This window comes from Emticicia aquatilis (assembly GCF_014644295.1).
In the GTDB taxonomy this organism is placed as follows: domain Bacteria; phylum Bacteroidota; class Bacteroidia; order Cytophagales; family Spirosomataceae; genus Emticicia; species Emticicia aquatilis.
In genome coordinates this window covers 1-19,690 of the sequence record NZ_BMKK01000017.1, presented here as the reverse complement: position 1 = coordinate 19,690, position 19,690 = coordinate 1, and the positions used below count along the sequence as shown (strand labels likewise).

Annotated in this window: 23 protein-coding genes; 17 read left to right on the top strand and 6 right to left on the bottom strand. The window is 37.0% G+C overall.

What is annotated here, in order from left to right:
* Positions 1-48 precede the first annotated feature (48 nt).
* Both IEX65_RS25910 and IEX65_RS25905 read left to right on the top strand, forming a co-directional pair.
* Positions 49-507 carry a nuclear transport factor 2 family protein gene (locus IEX65_RS25910; RefSeq protein WP_188770938.1) on the top strand — a complete coding sequence of 153 codons (459 nt, stop codon included), beginning with the start codon at positions 49-51 and terminating at the stop codon, positions 505-507.
* Positions 508-727: 220 nt separating this feature from the next.
* Positions 728-1,150: a VOC family protein gene (locus tag IEX65_RS25905; protein ID WP_188770935.1), complete on the top strand. Its 423-nt coding sequence runs from the start codon at positions 728-730 to the stop codon at positions 1,148-1,150.
* Positions 1,151-1,347: 197 nt separating this feature from the next.
* Here IEX65_RS25905 and IEX65_RS25900 read toward each other — a convergent pair whose 3' ends face one another.
* Entirely contained in the window at positions 1,348-1,806 is a 459-nt protein-coding gene (locus tag IEX65_RS25900; RefSeq protein ID WP_188770933.1) for a nuclear transport factor 2 family protein, read from the bottom strand.
* Positions 1,803-2,186: a hypothetical protein gene (locus IEX65_RS25895; protein ID WP_188770931.1), complete on the bottom strand. Its 384-nt coding sequence runs from the start codon at positions 2,184-2,186 to the stop codon at positions 1,803-1,805. The genes IEX65_RS25900 and IEX65_RS25895 overlap by 4 nt, the downstream gene beginning before the upstream one ends.
* A gap of 125 nt (positions 2,187-2,311) precedes the next feature.
* Between IEX65_RS25895 and IEX65_RS25890 the strand changes: the two genes are divergently transcribed.
* From IEX65_RS25890 to IEX65_RS25865, 6 genes are all read left to right on the top strand, one after another.
* A complete protein-coding gene (locus tag IEX65_RS25890; protein WP_188770928.1) occupies positions 2,312-3,280 on the top strand; it encodes a helix-turn-helix transcriptional regulator in 969 nt (322 codons plus the stop codon).
* Between the two features lie 158 nt (positions 3,281-3,438).
* Complete coding sequence (locus tag IEX65_RS25885; RefSeq protein ID WP_188770926.1) at positions 3,439-4,038, top strand: HD domain-containing protein; 600 nt, start codon at positions 3,439-3,441, stop codon at positions 4,036-4,038.
* A gap of 155 nt (positions 4,039-4,193) precedes the next feature.
* Positions 4,194-4,520: an ArsR/SmtB family transcription factor gene (locus tag IEX65_RS25880; RefSeq protein WP_188770924.1), complete on the top strand. Its 327-nt coding sequence runs from the start codon at positions 4,194-4,196 to the stop codon at positions 4,518-4,520.
* Positions 4,510-5,007 carry an SRPBCC family protein gene (locus IEX65_RS25875; protein WP_188770922.1) on the top strand — a complete coding sequence of 166 codons (498 nt, stop codon included), beginning with the start codon at positions 4,510-4,512 and terminating at the stop codon, positions 5,005-5,007. Before IEX65_RS25880 ends, IEX65_RS25875 begins: the two co-directional genes overlap by 11 nt.
* Positions 5,004-5,213, top strand: a complete 210-nt coding sequence (locus IEX65_RS25870; protein ID WP_188770919.1) for a hypothetical protein — start codon at positions 5,004-5,006, stop codon at positions 5,211-5,213. Before IEX65_RS25875 ends, IEX65_RS25870 begins: the two co-directional genes overlap by 4 nt.
* Before the next feature lie 3 nt (positions 5,214-5,216).
* The gene (locus IEX65_RS25865; protein WP_188770917.1) at positions 5,217-5,648 is read left to right on the top strand and encodes a DUF1801 domain-containing protein; all 432 of its coding nucleotides are present in this window, start codon (positions 5,217-5,219) and stop codon (positions 5,646-5,648) included.
* 25 nt (positions 5,649-5,673) lie between these two features.
* Here IEX65_RS25865 and IEX65_RS25860 read toward each other — a convergent pair whose 3' ends face one another.
* Complete coding sequence (locus IEX65_RS25860) at positions 5,674-5,865, bottom strand: cold-shock protein (RefSeq protein WP_188770915.1); 192 nt, start codon at positions 5,863-5,865, stop codon at positions 5,674-5,676.
* A 115-nt stretch (positions 5,866-5,980) separates the two neighbouring features.
* Positions 5,981-8,248: a purple acid phosphatase family protein gene (locus IEX65_RS25855; protein WP_188770914.1), complete on the bottom strand. Its 2,268-nt coding sequence runs from the start codon at positions 8,246-8,248 to the stop codon at positions 5,981-5,983.
* On the opposite strand from IEX65_RS25855, the gene IEX65_RS25850 reads away from it, so the two are divergent.
* From IEX65_RS25850 to IEX65_RS25815, 8 genes are all read left to right on the top strand, one after another.
* Entirely contained in the window at positions 8,227-8,499 is a 273-nt protein-coding gene (locus tag IEX65_RS25850; RefSeq protein ID WP_188770912.1) for a hypothetical protein, read from the top strand. The genes IEX65_RS25855 and IEX65_RS25850 overlap by 22 nt on opposite strands.
* An 83-nt stretch (positions 8,500-8,582) precedes the next feature.
* A complete protein-coding gene (locus IEX65_RS25845; RefSeq protein WP_188770910.1) occupies positions 8,583-9,698 on the top strand; it encodes an AccI family restriction endonuclease in 1,116 nt (371 codons plus the stop codon).
* A complete protein-coding gene (locus IEX65_RS25840) occupies positions 9,698-11,341 on the top strand; it encodes an HsdM family class I SAM-dependent methyltransferase (RefSeq protein ID WP_188770908.1) in 1,644 nt (547 codons plus the stop codon). The genes IEX65_RS25845 and IEX65_RS25840 overlap by 1 nt, the downstream gene beginning before the upstream one ends.
* A gap of 122 nt (positions 11,342-11,463) precedes the next feature.
* A complete protein-coding gene (locus tag IEX65_RS25835) occupies positions 11,464-12,777 on the top strand; it encodes a M20/M25/M40 family metallo-hydrolase (RefSeq protein WP_188770906.1) in 1,314 nt (437 codons plus the stop codon).
* A gap of 176 nt (positions 12,778-12,953) precedes the next feature.
* Positions 12,954-13,592, top strand: a complete 639-nt coding sequence (locus IEX65_RS25830; RefSeq protein ID WP_188770905.1) for a hypothetical protein — start codon at positions 12,954-12,956, stop codon at positions 13,590-13,592.
* Between the two features lie 77 nt (positions 13,593-13,669).
* On the top strand, positions 13,670-14,440 hold the full coding sequence (locus IEX65_RS25825; protein ID WP_188770903.1) for a LuxR C-terminal-related transcriptional regulator: 771 nt from the start codon (positions 13,670-13,672) through the stop codon (positions 14,438-14,440).
* A 73-nt stretch (positions 14,441-14,513) separates the two neighbouring features.
* Positions 14,514-16,850, top strand: coding sequence for a TonB-dependent receptor (locus IEX65_RS25820; protein WP_188770901.1), 2,337 nt, complete (start codon positions 14,514-14,516; stop codon positions 16,848-16,850).
* 56 nt (positions 16,851-16,906) lie between these two features.
* Entirely contained in the window at positions 16,907-17,371 is a 465-nt protein-coding gene (locus IEX65_RS25815) for a hypothetical protein (RefSeq protein WP_188770899.1), read from the top strand.
* Positions 17,372-17,476: 105 nt separating this feature from the next.
* On the opposite strand, the gene IEX65_RS25810 is transcribed toward IEX65_RS25815, so the two are convergent.
* Complete coding sequence (locus tag IEX65_RS25810) at positions 17,477-18,076, bottom strand: NAD(P)H-dependent oxidoreductase (RefSeq protein WP_188770897.1); 600 nt, start codon at positions 18,074-18,076, stop codon at positions 17,477-17,479.
* Between the two features lie 95 nt (positions 18,077-18,171).
* Between IEX65_RS25810 and IEX65_RS25805 the strand changes: the two genes are divergently transcribed.
* A complete protein-coding gene (locus IEX65_RS25805) occupies positions 18,172-18,537 on the top strand; it encodes a winged helix-turn-helix transcriptional regulator (protein WP_188770895.1) in 366 nt (121 codons plus the stop codon).
* Here IEX65_RS25805 and IEX65_RS25800 read toward each other — a convergent pair.
* Entirely contained in the window at positions 18,519-19,394 is an 876-nt protein-coding gene (locus IEX65_RS25800; protein WP_188770894.1) for a winged helix-turn-helix domain-containing protein, read from the bottom strand. The two genes, IEX65_RS25805 and IEX65_RS25800, sit on opposite strands and share 19 nt — an antisense overlap.
* Positions 19,395-19,690 lie beyond the last annotated feature (296 nt).

Below are 19,690 nucleotides of genomic sequence, written 5' to 3'. Positions count from 1 at the left end.
TTTGGTTTAGTACGCAACTTAGAACTTTTAACCCGTAAATCTCAAGACATGAAAAGGCTAATCCTCACCCTCCTGCTATTCAGTTTTATTATTTCTTGCACAAAAAAAGAAACTACAACCGAAAAGCCAGCCACAACACAAAACCCTAACGAGGCTCTCATTAAACAATACTATGAATATTTTAATACTCATGAATGGACGAAAATGGCTGAAATGTATGCCGATACTGCTGATTTTAAAGACCCATCGTTCGGAACAGAAATTGTGAAGCAAACGCACCAACAAACCAGCACAAAATATGCTGAACTAAACAAGATTTTCCCAAATCTACATGATGAAGTAGTGGCAATTTATCCTTCTGGTGAAAAACACATTACAGTTGAATTTATCTCGACAGGAACGGCAGCCGATGGCTCAAAGTTTGTGCTACCCATTTGTACGATTTTCACGATAGAAAATGGCAAAATCACTAAGGACTTTACTTACTATGATAATTTTCAGGAGTAGGCTTAGTGAGTTTTAACAATGGAAAAAATACTACCGCACGGGCAGCCCCGAAAACCTTCGCAAATTTGAGAGTTAGCGGTCATTTTAAAATGGAGAAATAACTAACCTACTTGAGCTGAAGAATACTTTGCCGTAAATACGCCTTAAAATTGTCGGATTGCCCACCCTTAAATAATTCAAAAGAAAGTTTATTTTGAGGAATATTTAAACAAAATAGACAATGAAACAAATTTTCATCAATTTACCAGTAAAAGATGTGGAAGCATCAATGGCCTTTTACACACAATTAGGCTTTAAAGTCAATCCTTTATTTACATTTGATGACCAAAAATGTATGGTTTGGAGTGAGCAAATATATGTGATGCTGCAAACGCTGAAAATGGCTGAATCAGGAAATAAAAAAAATCTTACTGACCCGAAAAAAAATACAATTGCAACCTTTACACTTCCTGTAGAAAGCCTTGACAAGGTTAATGAAATTATTGAAAATGGTTTGAAAGCTGGAGGCACAGAACCAACACCCATGATTGACGAAGGGTTTATGCAGGTAAGAAATCTTGAAGACTTAGATGGTCATATTTGGGGAATAATATACTTGGACATCGACAAATTTAAGGAAATGACTAACAAAAAAACAGAGTAATGCCCCCCTAAAATCATATCAATAGTGCTATTAAACAGCATTTATATCTCTTTTAGGGTGCATTCAAATCCATAGTGATATTGTCAGACCTTCCAACATCCGTTTTTACAAAAATAAACCACTAAATTAAATCAAGTTAAAATTTATAACAGAACGCTTGAGTCACAAATTGATACTCAAACGTTCTGCTTTGTTTATCATTTCCCATAAAAATAATCTTCCTGCTTAATATCCGCAGAATAAATCTTGGCCGTAATTATCTTACCATTTTCGATGCTATATACATCATAATTGATAACATCTAATACTGCCCCAGCTTGTCTGGCAGCTTTGAAATGTAGTTGACAAAGCACTTCGTTTGTGCCAGTGGCTATAATTTTAAAATCGACTAATTGAAAGGTCTTTGAAGTAGCTACGTTGATGGCTTTTGACATTGCCAGCACTTCTACCAAACCCTTTTTGGTGCCTGATGTAAGGTTATTTCCTGGTTGTATCCACTCAATGTTTTCGTCCAAAACTTTTCTGAATGTTTCAGCATCATGATTTTTTACGGCTGCAAGAAAAGTAGTCACCAGCACCTCATTCGGTTCATTTTGTGCCGTGCTGCTATTCAAGAAGAATAATTGCACGGTCATATAGAGTAATAGCTTTTTCATTGGGGGCTTGTGGTTAATTTTAAAGATTTATATTGCAAGAAGGCCATCAGAGCTACCCACAACCCAACAGCAGTTATAAGAGCATAGCCAATAGTAGATAATTTAAATAACCCCAAAGACACAATCAGTAAACTGGCAGCAACCCAAAGGCAATCCAATGAAACAATCAGCTTTACAAATAGTATTTTAATCGGCTCTTGAAGGCTTGTTATGAAAACTAAGCCTGCAAAAAATATCAAGAAAATACCTACTTCTGATACTGCCCAAGCATGAGGCGTGCCGAATAAATCAGCCAAATATTGGTTGAAAATAACTAACAAAATACCTGTTGCACCCGAACTGGTAGCATTAATGAGCAATACTTTTTTTAAATTTGACATAACGATACAATTGTTTAGAAAATCATTCAAATGGCTTATTTGTCATATAATATCAACTACTAAATGACACAGCAAAGGTACATTTGTGAAAAAAGAGCGAATTGACAAAAAACGACAAAATGAAAATGAACGCATCATTTGTGCTAAACCTAATTGAGTACGCACAGACAAGAGGAATAGATAAAAAACTAATTGACGACGAGATACCTAATCTACCAAAGAATTGGCATAGCGATAATGCCACAGTTAAAGTCGAAGATTTTTATAAAATCGTGAGCCTTATCCAAAAATCATTATCGGAAGACGGCTTAGGCATACGAATAGGTAATTTCTTTAATTTGCAGGCATTGGGACTGATATACCAAATTTCTTTACAGTCAAGTTCGATTACCGAGGCTTTTCACTATTTGAAGAACTTTGCCACGATTGCTTTTCCGTTCCTCCAATTAACAGTATATATATCGCAAACTGATGCTAAAATCCTAATTTTGGCTGATAATCAATTTGTTAAAGAAAACACTATTGTCTTAGAATCAATCATGACTATCATCAGTCGTGAATTGACTTTGATGGCTGATATTGACTTAAAAATCATAAAAACTTCGCCCAATGTTACAGCCGACTACCCACCGGACTGGCAATTTGGAGAATTTTACTCACTCAGTTTTACTCCCAATATCTTGAAAGCGGCCTTGCAAGATAGAACCAAACAGCAGTTAGAATTTTTAGTACCTGCCTTCATGAAGCTCATGGAATCGTATAAAGAAGACGAAACATTCTGCACAAAAACCAAGTTGATGGCCTTGCATTTAGCCAAACCCGAACTCCCCAATTTGGAAACGGTGGCCGATGCGTTTTATTTAACCCCACGAACATTCCAAAGACGACTATCGTCTGAAAACCAATCTTTTAGGTTTATTATTGAAGAATTAAGAAAAGAAATTTCCTCCAATCTAATTCTACACAAGCGATTTTCGATTACAGATATTACCTATATTTTGGGCTATTCCGAGCCTGCTGTTTTTATTCGTTCCTTCAAAAAATGGTTTGGTAATTCGCCCGATAGAATGAGAAATATTACTGCACTAATTTAAGATTAATGCCTTCTTTAATCTAAGTTTATAGTTATTTTTGTGTTAGGTACTTTACGAAAACACTCCATTCATCGCTGAAAATATTTAGCCAAACTAAGCTTTTATACTACCTTTGAGTTTCTTAATCTGGCACCAACAAAAACGCCTCAATATAAAAAATGCAAACCGACAATTTATTAAAACAAGTAGCTTTCATCAAAGAAATTGATAAACTGAAGTACATTCAACGTAAAACCAAGCTTTTTAATAGCGATAGACACGAAAACGATGCCGAACATAGTTGGCACTTGGCAATGATGACCATTGTATTGGCCGAACATTCTGACAAGCCAATTGATGTGCTGAAAGTGTTAAAAATGGTTTTGATTCACGACATCGTAGAAATTGATGCAGGCGATACTTTTATGTATGACACTCAGAAAAACCACACTAACACCGACGAAGAATTAATGGCTGCCAAACGAATTTTTGGGCTTTTGCCGACCGAACAAGCCGAAGAGTTTATTTCAATCTGGCAAGAATTTGAAGAAGGGCTGACCGACGAAGCAAAATTCGCAAAATCAATGGACCGTTTTGAGCCTTTACTCCAAAATACCTCAAATAATGGTGGCACTTGGACTGAATTTAATGTGCCGTATCAGAAAGTTTATGACAAAAAAAAGGCAATCAAAAATGGTTCGGCTACTATCTGGAACTATGCCGAAAACCTAATCAACGAAAGTGTTAAAAAAGGAATTTTGAAAAAACACGTCGAATAAAAATATACTTCCATCCTACTAAGCCTCGAAGGGGTAATACCTTGCCCCTTCTATCTCTCAAACTCCAATAATCAGAAAAAAATCAAAATAAATTTGCGAAACCGAAAAGTTGCACATAAATTCGCAACCAATTAGTTTCGTAAACGATAAAACACATGAGAAGAGATATTTTTCAAGCAATTGCAGACCCAACCAGACGAGGCATCATTGCCTTGATTGCCTTACAGTCAATGACACCCAACGCCATTGCCGAAAACTTCAACACGACACGCCAAGCGGTGTCGAAACATTTACGTATTCTCACCGAATGTGAGCTTGTCAAACAAGAGCATCATGGCCGAGAAATTTATTATACGCTCGAAATCGAAAAAATGAAAGAAATAGACCAGTGGCTGGAGCAATACCGCAAGATTTGGGAAACTCGATTCAATCAACTCGATGATTTACTATTAACAATTAAAACACAAAAGAATGAAAAATGACTTATTTTTTGATTTTACTGTTGACAAAACAGCCAAAACGGTATTCATCACTCGTGAGTTTGCTGCCGAACTACCGTTAGTGTGGGATGCGTTTACGAAACAAGAATTACTCGACCAATGGGTAGCTCCTGCACCATTTGTATCAAAAACAAAATACATGAATTTTGAGGTGGGTGGTCAAAGATTTTATGCCATGATAAGTCCAGAAGGGCAAGCACGTTGGGCGATTCAGAAATACACATCAATTACTCCGAAGACCAATTTTAAGATGTACAATGTATTTGCCGACGAAAACGAAAACCCAGAACAGTTTGGCTCTGACTGGGATTATAATTTCAGCGAAGAAAACGGCATTACCAAAGTTAGCATTACAGTTTTTAATGAATCGTTTGAGCGTATGGAAAGCATCCTCGAAGGCTTCCGACTTGGCTTTACGGCATCTTTACAAAACTTGGAAAGTCTATTAGCAGCTTCATCGGCACAATGATTTTTGTTTTCAAAACATCGGTAAAAACTAAGAAACAGATAAAAGCATTTAAGCCACAAATCGACAATATTTTGCCAAAAGCCAAATGGAATTTTGACCTTGAAGATTGTGACAAAATCTTGCGAATTGAGAGCGAAGAGAATATCGTGCATGAAATTCAGAAATTGCTAACTATCCATAGTTTTTACTGCGAAGAATTAGACTGACACATGGAAATTCAAGAACAAATCGTGGGCTATATTGATAGCCAAACCGAGCCAAAGCAGCGTGATATGCAGGCATTACATCAGCTTATGTTGCAAGCTTTACCCGACTGTAAACTTTGGTTTTTTGATGGTAAAAACGGCGATAACAAAACTGTTACCAATCCAACTATTGGGTACGGAGTTCACACCATCAAATATGCAAATGGGAAAACAAATGAGTGGTTTAAGATTGGAATGAGTGCCAACACAACTGGCATTTCTGTTTATATTCTTGGTATCGAAGATAAAAAATACTTAGCCCAAACTTACGGGCAAAGGCTGGGAAAGGCAAGCATTAGTGGGTATTGTATAAAATTCAAAGCTTTGAAAGACATAAACATTGGTGTACTTGCAGAGGCAATTAGCACGGAAGCTCACCAAACCGCAAAACCATGATGGCGATGCGGTTTGGCTGAGAAATTTAGGCTTGTCTTACATTTACAGCGTTAGGCCCTTTTCTGCCTTGTGTAACATCATATTCTACCTCATCATTTTCACTGATATCCTCTTTTAAGCCTGTCACATGTACAAAAATTTCTTCCCCTGTGTCATGTGAAGTGATAAATCCAAAACCTTTTGCTGCATTGTAAAATTTTACTTTTCCCCTTGCCATTATAAAATTGATTAAAATTAAAAATTAGTCCAATATACAAGGAATTATTGTATTTACAATAGCTGTAAGAAATAGCCCAATTTTGAAGCATAAAATCACAATAAATCAGCCAAATCTATGGGCTTCGTTTGTCAACACTCGTTCGGGCATTTGCGTTTGTACAACCTGTGATGCTCGCACTAAATTTCACGCCACTTTGTGCCTGAAATCCAGGTAAAAGCATCACATTATTAGCCGCTTTATAGCGGACATCAGCCCCTGCATTTATCAAATTACTAGCCGAAATGCTCTGCCCAGCTTCGTATTTGAGCAGTGAGTTGGCCGTAATAGCACTCGACAAATTCCATGCTTGTTGACAATTTTGAGTAGTTATCTGAATCAAAAAAGTATCGGCTAAGCACTCAGCACCATCTTTCACGATATACTGCGTATTATTGATAGGCGAAACCACCAAACTACGACTCGTAAAACCACCATTTGGCCAAGTGTAATCACCTATCCATGAGGCATTTAGCGTAATATTAGATAAGTTAGTGGACTGAGTGATGGTTTGTTTGAGGTTTACGTCTTTCATCATCGTAAACTTATCTCTGATTACCTCATCATCGGCAATCCATTTAGCATCGAGTCGGTTTGCTTCGATTTCTAAATACAACGAGCCACCATTGGCAGTGTGCGAAAAATACATAGCATCGTGCGGATACGTAGCCTGTGTACTGGTAGCCCAACCAGCCGAACCTGCCACCACATACATAATACCCGTATTGGGTAAGCTCGAAGTTTTGATATACGGACAAGAATCGGGCGAACCATCGTATTTCCCACTCGACGAAGTTGGGTTATGAATACTCGCATTGAAACTCGGTTCAAGCCCCGTGTGACCTTTCATGAGACGAGAACGTTCGTAGTTGTGGCTATGTCCGCAAAGCACTAAATCTACTTTGTACTGCTCCAAAATCGGTACTACATTTTGGCGGATAAATTTCAGTTCGTTTTCGGTATCGGAGTTGTGGCTGCCCATTGTGTATGGTGGATGATGCCAGTACAAAATCGTCCATTTTTGGGTATTGGCGGCCAAATCGGCTTTCAACCACGTAATTTGTGGACTTGTAGCATCATAAATTCGATAATTATTGGCGGTTTCGGTGCCGTACGAATCCAAACTTACGAAATGAATATTGGCGTAATTATATGAATAATACTCTTTGTGATTCGATGCCACCCCTCCTACTTCGGCATTACTTGGCAAACTAAAATTGCTGTAATAAGGCGTTATGTGGTCTTGTTGTGCAGTTCCTGTGGCATAATAATCATGGTTGCCAGGAGTCGGAAAAAGCACCGTTTGCTTCATGATTCGGTCGTTTTGGTAGGGCTGAAAGAAATTCGTTTGGTATTCCGAATCCAGTCCCGAACTGTAAGCGTTATCGCCCAGAAGTAGCCATAAATCAATGTATTGGTTGCCTACATACTCCAAAAACTTGTTTTTTACAGCCGTTTGGGTGGTAGTTCCCGTTCCGCAGTCGCCCGTTACCCACACACGGGTTTTCTTTTCAGTGCCAATCACTGGGGCGGTTAAGAAATAGTTTTGAGCAGTGCCTTGCAGCACCTCAGTTGTGGTGCCGATTGAGTAATAATATTGCGTATTGGGCGAAAGTCCCGACAGATTGACAATATGCTCGGTAGTAAGTGTGGCATCGCTTACGCTACTGCCCAGATTGGCGGCACTCGTGCCATAGCTGACTTTGGTAGTAGAAGCCACGTTGGTTCGCCAGCGAATCTGCATACTGTTTGAAGTTCCCATCTGCAAATACGGCCCACGACTAACGGTATAGCTTGAAGTAAGTAATTCGCAATCGAACGAAATATCTGAACTGGTGATGGCCGTTTGATGAATCTCGACGGCCACTACGTTGTTTCCTACTTGAAAATTGGAGGCCGAAATGCTGGTTTCGAGCCACGTATTGCCATCATCGGTAGCGTTGGTTGCGAGTGTTTGGTAGTTGGGGCTGGCCGCCAAATTATCTCTAAAAACCTCTACTCCATTGACATAAACCGCCACGCCATCGTCTCGCTTGATGCGGAGAAGATAGCTTGTAGACAACGATGAAATACTAACAGTTTTCCGAAAATAGGTAGTGATATATTTATTGCTGGCATTACCACCGTAGCCCACAACGGTTGCTTCATCGCCATCACCGTAGCCGAGTTGTGAAGGCCCCGAAGCCCACGAGGCATCATTGAAACCTACGCCTCGCCATACTGTGCCTTGGTCGGTGCCATTATCAAGGTATTTCCAGCTTTGTCCGCTCGAAATGACTGGTGTTTGGGCAAAAACAGACATCGCCAACAAACACAAAAACAATGTATAGTACCTCGCAATCATTGGGAAGAAGGTTAATAGGTTATTATACAAAGTTTATGATTTTTAGGCGAAAAACCCTACAAAAACACGCTTTATTTTGGTATCTCTACCGTAAGATAAATATAGTTTTGATTGTTTGGTTTGAGGTTGGGATTTTTGGAAATTGCAGGTGGAGTAAAGTATATAATTATACTTTGGCTTTGTTTTTCAACGATGTAAAAAGTAAGACTGGGTTTTTGCATATTTCAAACGTTAAGCGTAATTTGCTGTAAACACCAATACAAACATTCAACTAAGTGCAAAAACTGCCCAAAAAGGTTTAACTTTGCAGAATAAACTTTCATAGTTGAAGAAGATGAATTATTACGAAAGAATTCGAGAATTAACAAAAAGTGTTCCTGTAGAATTGGTGGACTTTGAACAACCAAGAGACCCAGCAAGAACCCCTACCCAAGCATCTTCCAATTTCATCACAAATAAAGAACAAGGCGATTGGGCTGAAAATCTTGTTACACGAGCAATTAATGAAACTTCAAATAACTTTATAGCTGTGAAATATGGTAAATCTGATGATTTAGTAGCAGGGGAAGATGGCTTTGATACTTTTTATCAAGACTTTCAAACCGAACTTGATACCATAGGTAAACGACCAGACTTATTAATTTTCAAAAAAGTAGATTTTGACAGCAGTTTAGGCTTTGATATTAGCCAAATTCCTCACAATCAAATAACAAATTATGTTAAGAAAGCCGTTGCGGGTATTGAAGTTAGGTCAAGTGCATTTTTAATAGACCGTTACGAAGAAGCAATGCAAGTAAGAACTGAAAAGTTTACTCAAATTGCATTACAAATAAAAGACCAAATTCTTTCTGAATTTTTAGACGTTTTACAACATCCTGCAAGGCAGAGTTATATTGACTTATTAAACGGAATTACATCAAAAACACTTAATATTACGGATTTTAGAACACCAAGTTGGAGTTCTTCCGAAAGATTAATTCAAGTAAAAGAGCTTTTTAAACAATTAAAAATAGCTATAAAAGAAATTCAAAAAAGAGATTATCTTTCAATTACCCCAAAAGTTGAAGATATAAAAGTTGTTTATAAATGGATTGAAACCTTCAATGTTCCTCATTTTTACTTTCAAGTATTCTTCGACAAAGTTTATGGTATTTCCTTTGAACAAATTCTGACAATTATATCAGATTCTGACAATGATGGAGTAATATTTTCGGTAGAGACTGACACAAAAAACCAAAATAAAACAACTATAAAAATCAATTCAAAGTCTGGAATACCTATTGCTTCAAGAGTTGATGAGCCTTTACACGAAAGCGTAAGAAAAGAAATGGACAGAGGAAGATTACTCTTTTATGTAACTTTCAAAGGTGGTACTGCATACCTTAATATAGAGAATTTAAAAACTATTTTAGGAATTAAAACGGGCGACGATTCGCAAAACGATTTCTGATGATAGTTATCAAACAACATATTTTAAACAATTCGCTTGAAAATGATTATTCAAAATCAATTTCATTTGAGCATCGTAAAAGTTTTGCCCAATTTTTCACTCCTTTTTCTATTGCAGATTTAATGGCAAAATGGATTTTAGGAAATGAAAAACTTCATTCTGTTTTGGAACCTGCTTTTGGATTAGGCGTATTTTCAAGAGCAATTTTGAACCATAAAGAAGATGTTCAAATCAAAGGCTTTGAAATTGATACTACTATTTATGAAAATGCAAAACTGTATTTTGAAGATAATGAAAATGTAAATCTTCTTTTACAAGATTATATGTACAATGATTGGAAAAATAAGTATGATGGAATTATTTGTAATCCACCATATTTTAAATTTCACGATTATGACAACAAGAGCATTTTAAAAGAAATTGAAACAAACCTAAAGTGTAAATTAAATGGTTTTACTAATCTCTACACTTTATTTCTTTTAAAATCTATACATCAATTAAAACCAAATGGACGTTGTGCTTACATTATTCCTTCGGAATTTTTAAACTCTGATTACGGAAAATTAGTAAAAAACTATTTAGTAAAAAGCAAAACATTAAGACACATAATTGTAATTGACTTTGAAGAAAATGTATTTGATGGTGCCATAACTACTGCATCAATTATCCTTTGTGCAAATGATAATCTAACCGATAGAGTTCAGTTTAGTAATATTCAATCAATACAGGATTTGAGTAAAATAGATGCTCTAATTACAACTTATCCTAACTTTTCAGACACAGAACAGCGGAATGCCGCCCAAACCTATAATTTTTCGGAATTAAATCCAGAAGTTAAATGGAAAGCCTATTATCAGAAGCAGAATAGCATTAAATTTAAAAACCTTGTACCTTTTTCAACTTATGCAAAAGTAGTTCGAGGAATTGCTACAGGCTCAAATGAGTATTTTACTTTTAATAAATCAAAAGCCCAAGAGTATGGTATTGACGAACAATATTTATTGCCTTGTATATGTAGTGCAAAAGACGCAAAAACAGCTTTTTTTACAACACAAGATTTTGAAGCGTTAAAGAATAATGACAAACCTGTATTTCTTTTTAATGCTCGAAACGCAACAGAAAAAAGCATACTTTCCTATATACAAAAAGGAGAAAAAGAAGAAATAAATAAACGATTTCTAACAGCAAGTAGAACACCTTGGTATTCTTTAGAAAATAGAAAGCCAGCACCAATTTGGGTTTCAGTATTTAATAGAACTGGGTTACGATTCATAAGAAATGAAGCAAATATTTCTAATTTAACTTCTTATCATTGTATTTACCCCAAACAGACAGACTTGTTTTCAGCAATTAGCATTGATTTACTTTTTGCTTATCTTTTGACAGATACTGCCAAGCAAATTTTTGAAGATAATAGCCGACAATACGGTAATGGTTTGCAGAAATTTGAACCCAACGACATTAATAAAGGAATGATGCTTGATTTGGGATTACTCAACACGCAGACTCAACACAAGATTTTAGATTTATATAATGAGTATCGACTTGCAATACTTAATAATCAAAATGGAGAAAAAATAATAAGCGAAATTGACAAAATATTAACCAACGAATATGTCGAAAAAGGTATAACCCTTCGTTAGACGGAATTTATAAACATTATGAATCCACCTATTCTTACCCCATCACCAAAAACTAAAAATCCTAACAACTACTTGCTGAAAAATCACTAAATTGGCGTTCACTTTCAATAAACTAAACATCTATGAGAATATCTTTAAGTATAAGCCTTGTTTTGTGTGTATTCTTTGCCTCGTTCGAGAACGCCTTTTCGCAAGAAGATGAGGCGGGCAAAACGGGCAAAATCGCTCCTGAGTATCAGAAAGAAATTGCCCAATTGGCTCAAAACAAGCAAATTCAAGCAGCTTTTCAAGTCATTTTATCAGAAAATAAGCGAAACCGAGAAGACCTAATTATGCTCAACGAAATTCCTGCTCCGCCATATAAGGAAGAAAAAAGAGCGGCTCGTTTTGCGGCCATGCTCAAAGAAGCAGGTGCCGATTCGGTCTGGATTGATAAAGTTGGCAATGTAATAGCCCTACGCAAAGGCAAAAACTCCAACCGTTGCGTGGGTTTTGATGCTCACCTCGACACCGTTTTTCCCATCGAAACTGATGTAAAAGTAAAATTCAAAGGCGATACGCTCTACGCTCCTGGTATTGGCGATAATACTCGTGGTTTGATTTTACTTCCTTCTATTTTACGAGCAATGGAGGCCGCAAAAATCGAAACTCAAGCTGATGTTTTGTTTATCGGAACTGTCGGTGAAGAAGGGCTGGGCGATTTACGTGGTATAAAATATTTGTTCAATGGCGAAGGCCGAAAAATAGATTCTTGGATTGCAGTTGATGGCGGAGAAATTAGCCGAGTAAACACAATGGGACTTGGTTCGTATCGCTACCGAATCACTTTCCGTGGGCCGGGTGGACACTCGTGGGGAGCGTTTGGTTTGGCTAATCCGCAGCACGCTTTGGGTTCGGCTATTCATTATTTTTCTACTTCGGCCGATAAATACACCAAATCAGGTGCCAGAACCAGCTATAATGTGGGCAGAATCGGTGGTGGTACTTCGGTCAATTCGATTGCGTTTGAATCTTGGATGGAAATTGATATGCGTTCGGAGTTTCCCGATAATCTCAATCAAGTCGATGCTATTTTGAAGGCTTCGGTAAAAAAAGCTCTCGACGAACACAACGCCATGAAACGTATGGGGCCAGCCCTAACGGTAGATATTGTAAAAATTGGCGACCGTCCATCGGGTGAATTACCAGAAACCCTTCCATTGATTCAAAAAACAATGGCGGTTTCAACATTTTTTGGCGAAACTCCACAAATCACTCGTGGTTCGACCAATTCAAATATTCCGATTTCAAAAGGAATTCCAGCCGTTACGATTGGCCGAGGTGGCAAAAGCGGCAACGCTCACTCGCTCAACGAATGGTGGTACGACTTTGAAGGTCATAAAGCCATTCAAGCGGCTTTGCTTACGTTGGTTGCTGAAGCTGGTTTGGCGAAATAATATTAAGCAAATATGGTACACTATTTTTCTCAGAATTGTAGGTGTACCATATTTACAACTTTGTATCCGTTAGGCTAAATGTTTATTCCGTCTATGTATCTGCTCTTGCCGTAAATTCCTCAAAACCATACATTTATGCCATTCGGTGAGCGATAAAACCACCAAATAAAACGTAAATGCTAAAAAAACACTCGGTTCTGATTGGAACAACAGCTTCGTTGTTGTTGCTATCTATCGCCATGATGGTTTACCCAGGAGGCTCGGTCTTCGATAACAACGCTGTTGGCTTCGACCTAACAAAAAACTTTATCAGTAATCTTTTCGGAGCAAAAGCCTTGAATGGCTCAGACAACCCAGCAAGATATTGGGCAGATGCAGGAATGATTTTTTTTGCGGTGAGTTTTGCGATGTTTTTTATGAGATTTTCGGAGAAAATTCCGCAAAAAAGTGCTGCCAATGTTATAAAATACGCAGGGGCGGGCGGAATGATTTTTACGTTTTTAGTCGTTACACCATTGCATGATATAATGATTACGATAGCCAGTACAATGTTTCTGCTAAGTATTTTTTATATCACAGTTTTTGTTCTAAAATCAAAACTCTATTTCCTCAAAGTCTTGTGCGTTATCAGTATGCTGAATTTTTATTTTACTTTATACCTTTATGGTTTTGGCAACTTAGTTTATTTGCCAATCATGCAGAAAATCACCTATTTTAGCATGATAATCTTGATTTTATTGCTTGATTATTTTACTACGAAAGAAGATTTTGAGCATATCAAAATTAGCAATTCGCATAAAAACGTAGCTAATTAATCAGAATCTTTGTTGCTAATATGCAATTACTATAAGCTGTAAAAACGTTATTATAAAAGGCCAATTTTTAAATTAAAATGTCAGAGCATAATATCATACAAGAAGTTTTTTTCAAGTTTTTGATGCAGTATAAATACGATGAAAAAGATTTAGATTATTCATCAATACCCAAATACATAAGCACGTTTCAAATCTTATCTGATATTGGTAATTCGGGTATCAGCGTTTTCGATATCAACAAAAAAGAAATGGCATTTTATTCGGCAAACTACGGTAAACTGCTTGGTTATGTTCCGTCTGATTATGCTGAGACAAGTTTCCAGTTTTTTGATGATAAAATTCACCCAGACGATAAACCAAAGTTGGTTTTGAATGGTATCTCGATTCTAAAAATGTTCAACCAATTTTCGAGCGACGAAAAACTTAATCATAAGTTAATTAACGAATACCGAATGCTCAATGCTCAACAGAAATACATACGACTCATTGAGCAACATCAAATACTGGCATTGGATAAAAAAGGTCAGGTTTGGTTACTGCTGGGTATTGTTGATATTTCGCCCAATCAAGAAGAAAACGACCACGTTAAAAGCCAATTATTGAACTTCCGAACAGGCAGTTTTATTCCTTTCGAAGTATCTCAAAAAGCTGATTTGGAACTTACAAAACGAGAAATAGAGATTTTAAAATTGGTAAAAGAAGGCCTTTTGAGCAAAGAAATTTCAGATAAACTCTCGATAAGTGTGCATACCGTCAATACGCACCGTCAAAGGTTTTTAGAAAAACTCGGAGCCAATAACTCAATGGAAGCAGTTATGTTTGCCTCAAAATTTGGATTGTTAGATTAAAAATAATGATAAATCAGTATTGTAGAAAATTGGGTTTAGAAAGACTTTTGTGCTTTCTAAAATACTCAAAATTATGACTCGTAAAGCTATTATTATTTTTATCTTTTTATTTACAAAGCAGTTATTCGCACAACCTACTCAACGGATTTTCGGCACGGTCATCAACAGTGCCTCGAATGCACCCGTTCCATTTGCTTCAGTAGTACATCTCTCGGTAAAACCCCTATTTGGTACTACAACCGATTCGCTCGGTAATTTTACCATCACCAATGTTCCCGTCGGACGATACGACCTGAAAGTAACTTCGGTAGGCTTCGAGCCAACGATTATCAGAGAAATACTCGTGATTTCGGCCAAACAAACTTTTTTAAACATTCAATTAACCGAAAAAAGCTCATCACTCAATGAAGTAACAATCAGACCACGAGTAAGCAAAGAGCAGCCGCTCAATACAATGGCAACCGTCAGTGCCAGAATGTTGAGCGTTGAAGAAGCCAAACGCTATGCAGGAGGATTCGACGACCCCGCTCGTTTAGCATCTTCATTTGCTGGCGTTGCGGGCAATACCGACGTCAATGGAATTATTGTAAGAGGCAATGCTCCCAAATTTTTACAATGGAAAATGGAGGGTATAGAAATACCAAACCCTAACCATTATGGCGATTTGAAGAGTTTTGGCGGAGGCTCGTTTACGGCACTCAGCAGCCAGATGTTGGCCAACTCCGATTTTTTTACGGGAGCATTTCCCGCAGAATATAGCAATGCACTATCGGGTGTATTTGATATTGCCATGAGAAAAGGCAATAATCAAAAAAGCGAACACACTTTCCAAGCTGGGCTTATTGGTATCGACGCATCGTCGGAAGGACCTTTCAAAAAAGGTTCTCAGGCTTCTTATCTATTCAATTATCGGTACTCAACTTTGGCTTTGTTAGGCCCAATACTTCCCGAAAATGTCGGTGGTTTAAAGTTTCAAGACCTTTCGTTCAAACTAAATTTTCCTACCACGAAAATGGGTGTATTTTCGATATGGGGAATCGGACTGGCAGATAAAACAGGGGCAAAAGCAAAAACTGATAGCACCCAATGGAAATACTATAACGATAGAGAGCAAGACAACATTCAGCAATATATGGGTGCCTTAGGAGTAAGCCACAAACTATTTTTGAGAAATAATGCGTATATCAAAACAACCTTAGCCACCACCACCAACGGAACAGATTGGACTACCGAAAAACTTAATACTCAACTAAATCTACTGCCAAAAAGTAAGATTTCGGTAGCAAATTCAAACTTTGTAGTATCATCATTTATTAATAAGACTTTCGGTACTAAACACACCAATAAAACTGGAATACTGCTAACAGGAATGATGTACGATTTGCTATTAAGTAAATCATTTTCGGCCGATTTACCTCAGAAAGAAATCATCAATTCAAGTGGTTTCAGTTCTTTGCTATCAGCTTATAGCAACTCATCGGTTAGTTTATCAGATAAATTATTGGTGAATATCGGCATTAATGGTCAGTTTTTTACTTTGAATAAGCATTACACCATTGAGCCGAGGTTCGGGCTACGTTATCAAGTAAAACAAAATCATTCGATTGGACTTGCCTATGGGCTACACAGTCGCTTAGAAAGACTAAACTATTATTTCAATAATTCATTGGCAACGGGGCAAACCGCCGTAAACAAAAACCTCGACTTCACGAAAGCACATCACTTCATACTAAGTTATGACTGGAACATTTCAGATTTAGTCCATTTCAGAATCGAGCCTTACTATCAACAATTATTTTCTGTTCCAGTCGTGGCCAATAGTTCATTTTCGTTCATTAATCTCCAAAACGATTGGTTTTTTGCCGATAAATTAGAAAATACTGGTAAAGGTAAAAATTACGGCATTGACATTACGGTTGAAAAATATATCTCGAAAGGTTATTATTATTTACTAACAGGCTCGTTGTTTAGCTCAACTTACAAAGGCGGCGATAATGTATGGCGTGACACGAGGTTCAACCGCAATTACGTATTCAATTTTTTAATTGGAAAAGAGTGGCAAATCGGACAAAGCAAACAAAACACCTTGAGTTTAAATACTCGAATAACTTATCAAGGTGGTAATCATTACTCGCCAATCAATATTGCCGCCTCAACCACATCACAAGAAGTTATTTTTGATGAAACCAATGCTTTCAAGATGCAATCAGAGCCATCATTAAATGTGCATTTTACGGCAAGTTATAAAATCAACAAAAACAAAAGTTCTCGTGAAATAGCCCTAAAAGTATTGAATATGACAAACCAACCCGATTTCAATGGGTTTCATTATAACCTTATCCAACGCAGGGTCGATAAAGACTTAACATCAGTAGCCATTCCGAATTTAAGTTACAAAATAGAGTTTTAGATAAAACTGAAACTAAGCAACTATTAAACATCGTTATTTGGCAAAAAGCCTATAACATGACTATTAAAGCAACAAATTCGATAATTATCGCTAAAGCTATTAAAAGTGTATTTGAGTTTATTTCTAACCTTGAAAACGACAAACTTTGGAGAAAAGAAATAAATAACACTACAATGAGTAGCAAGCCACAAATCAACGCTCTTGCAATCGAAAACTCTTTTTTATCAAAGCGAGTGCCCAATCATATTTTGCAGTTAAAATGCACAGAGTTTAGTGAAAACAAACAGGTTATTTATCAGACTTTACCCGACTCGCCATTCTTTTTGAAAAGTGATAGACGGGTAGAGTTTATTTCATTCAATGAAACAAAGGTGATATACGGCATTGAATTTGATAAAAATATTGTTCGACATGGCTTAGGTTTTACTCTCCCAACATTCATCATTAATTGGGTTACAAAAACCGATATGCAGAAGTATTTGACTAAATTGAAGGCCGTAATTGAGGGTACAGAATCATGACTATACTCTTTATAAAATATAAGTTGTAACCTCAAAAAATTAAAACAGAGAATCCATCTTTGTTTCATAAATCTTATTGGGTTACAACCTAAATTTATCTATTCACTACACCAATTCTACCACATTTTCTAAAGCCAAGCGAGTCTTTGGCTTCACCGATGGTTGGTTGGCATCTTCGGCGGCTCTGTATCCGATGGCTACTGCAAAAAGCGTTGTGTAACCTTCAATATTCAAAATTTTGTCATATTCTTCGGTTTTGATTCCTTCCATTGGGGTCGAATCAATGCCTAAGGCTGCACACGCCGAAAGGAAAAAACCTAGCGAAAGATACACCTGATGCCCAAACCAAGCCTTGATTTCGGCTTCGGGTTTTGGTTTTATAAACTGATTGAAATAACCGACTGCTCCTTCAGGCAAATTTTGCTTGATTTGCTGCTCAAATTTCTCCACATCATCAATCGCACTAAAAACTACCAAGTGGCTTGCATCTCTGATTTTTGGTTCGTTGAAAAACGAAACACTGGCCAACTCATTTTTGAGTTTTTCGTCAGAAATGATACTAAACTTCCACGGTTGGCTATTGATTGATGAAGGGCTTAAACGCAAAACCTCACTGAGTTGATTAATTTTCTCTTCCGAAATCTTTTCATTCGGATTATACTTTTTAGTAGTGTAGCGGCTTTCGGCCAACGCTAAAAAATCCATTTTCTATTGGTTTAAATTAAACTATCATTTTTATAGTTGCAAAACTAAGTATAGTAGTTTAACTTTGCAAGAACGGTCAAAATGTATAGTATAAAATGTATTTGATAGACAACAAAGAATATCCGTGTAGTACAAGCCTAACGATGAAGTATATAGGCGGAAAATGGAAGTCGGTTATTTTGATTCATTTGCTTCAAAGAAAGCGATACAATGAATTAAGGAAAGAATTACCGATGGTTACGGAACGAACGCTAAGTTTGCAACTCAAGGAGTTAGAAGCAGATGGACTGATTATCCGCACGGTTTATACATCCAAACCTCCTTTGAAAGTTGAATACGAGTTAACCGACTTCGGGAAAACCCTCATTCCGCTGCTGAAAGCCATTGCGGAATGGGGAAAAGAAGCCGCACAAACCAACGAAAATATAAGCGTGGCGAGCTGTCAGACCTCCAGTTTGTAGCCTTTTCCGTGAATATTGGTGAGTTTTACGGCAGGGTCTTGCTCCAGTTTTTTGCGAAGTTTCGAGATAAACATATCCAAACTTCGGCCTACAATTACGCCTTCGTCTTCCCAAACCTCTTTTTGTAGGCGGTTGCGGTCAACGATTTGGTTGAGATTGCTCGCAAAAATGCTTAATAATTTAGCCTCTTTGATGGTAAGCGAGATTTTCTCCGATTCAAAAATCAACAATAACTCTTCGGGCAAAAACTCAAACCGTCCAATTTGTATAGCAGCTTTACTTATTGGTAATTCTTCGTTGATTTCATTGCTTGAAGATTCTGTTTTTCTGAATCTTTGAGCAACAAAAGCAATAAGTCCAACACCAAGTAAACCAAGCCCCAACAGATATAAATGTTTACTAAACCAGTTTGATTCCTCAAATTTTATATTGATACAATAACGTTTGCTGGGTTGCTGACGCCCTAAACAAGGCACAATATTTTTCTGATTTACACCCAAAATTGCATAACCAAAAATCACCTTTGAAGTATTACATTCGATAACATTTACAATATAATTACGTGGTAAATCATTGCTCGAAATTACTCTGTCAATGATACTCACCAACGAATCAGGCTTGAACGTAAATCCACTTTCAAACGGAATCTCGAACTCATTATCGGCCAAACGATTAATTGGCAACACCGTTGAGGTAGTATCGCCCGTATAACGTAACACTCGGTTGGAAATTTCACGCATGATGATTACCTCCTTTGCCGCTTCAAAATCACTCTTATCTGATTTCTCTGCCACAAACGAAACTATCGTGAAAAGCAAACAGCTTACGATGAAAAAGGGTAGAATCTTTGACTTCATAAAACAAAAATAAACAATCTACGTCACAAATAATTGCTTTTACAATCATTTTACAAGTCGTTTACAGTCTATTTACAAGGCTTTTAGCAATTTTATGATTTGAAGCCAGTAGATTTGTCAAAAATCTGAGGGTTAGTTCAACGTATTTGTACTGCATAAACTTTAAAAGGAAATGTATTGTCTGATAATTAAAAAAACAAATCAGATATTGTCACGCATAGAGACAAGGCATGTGCCGAGCGAAGTAGGGTTGAACCCTATTAAGGCGAAATGGAGTTGTCCTTTTTAATTAAAAT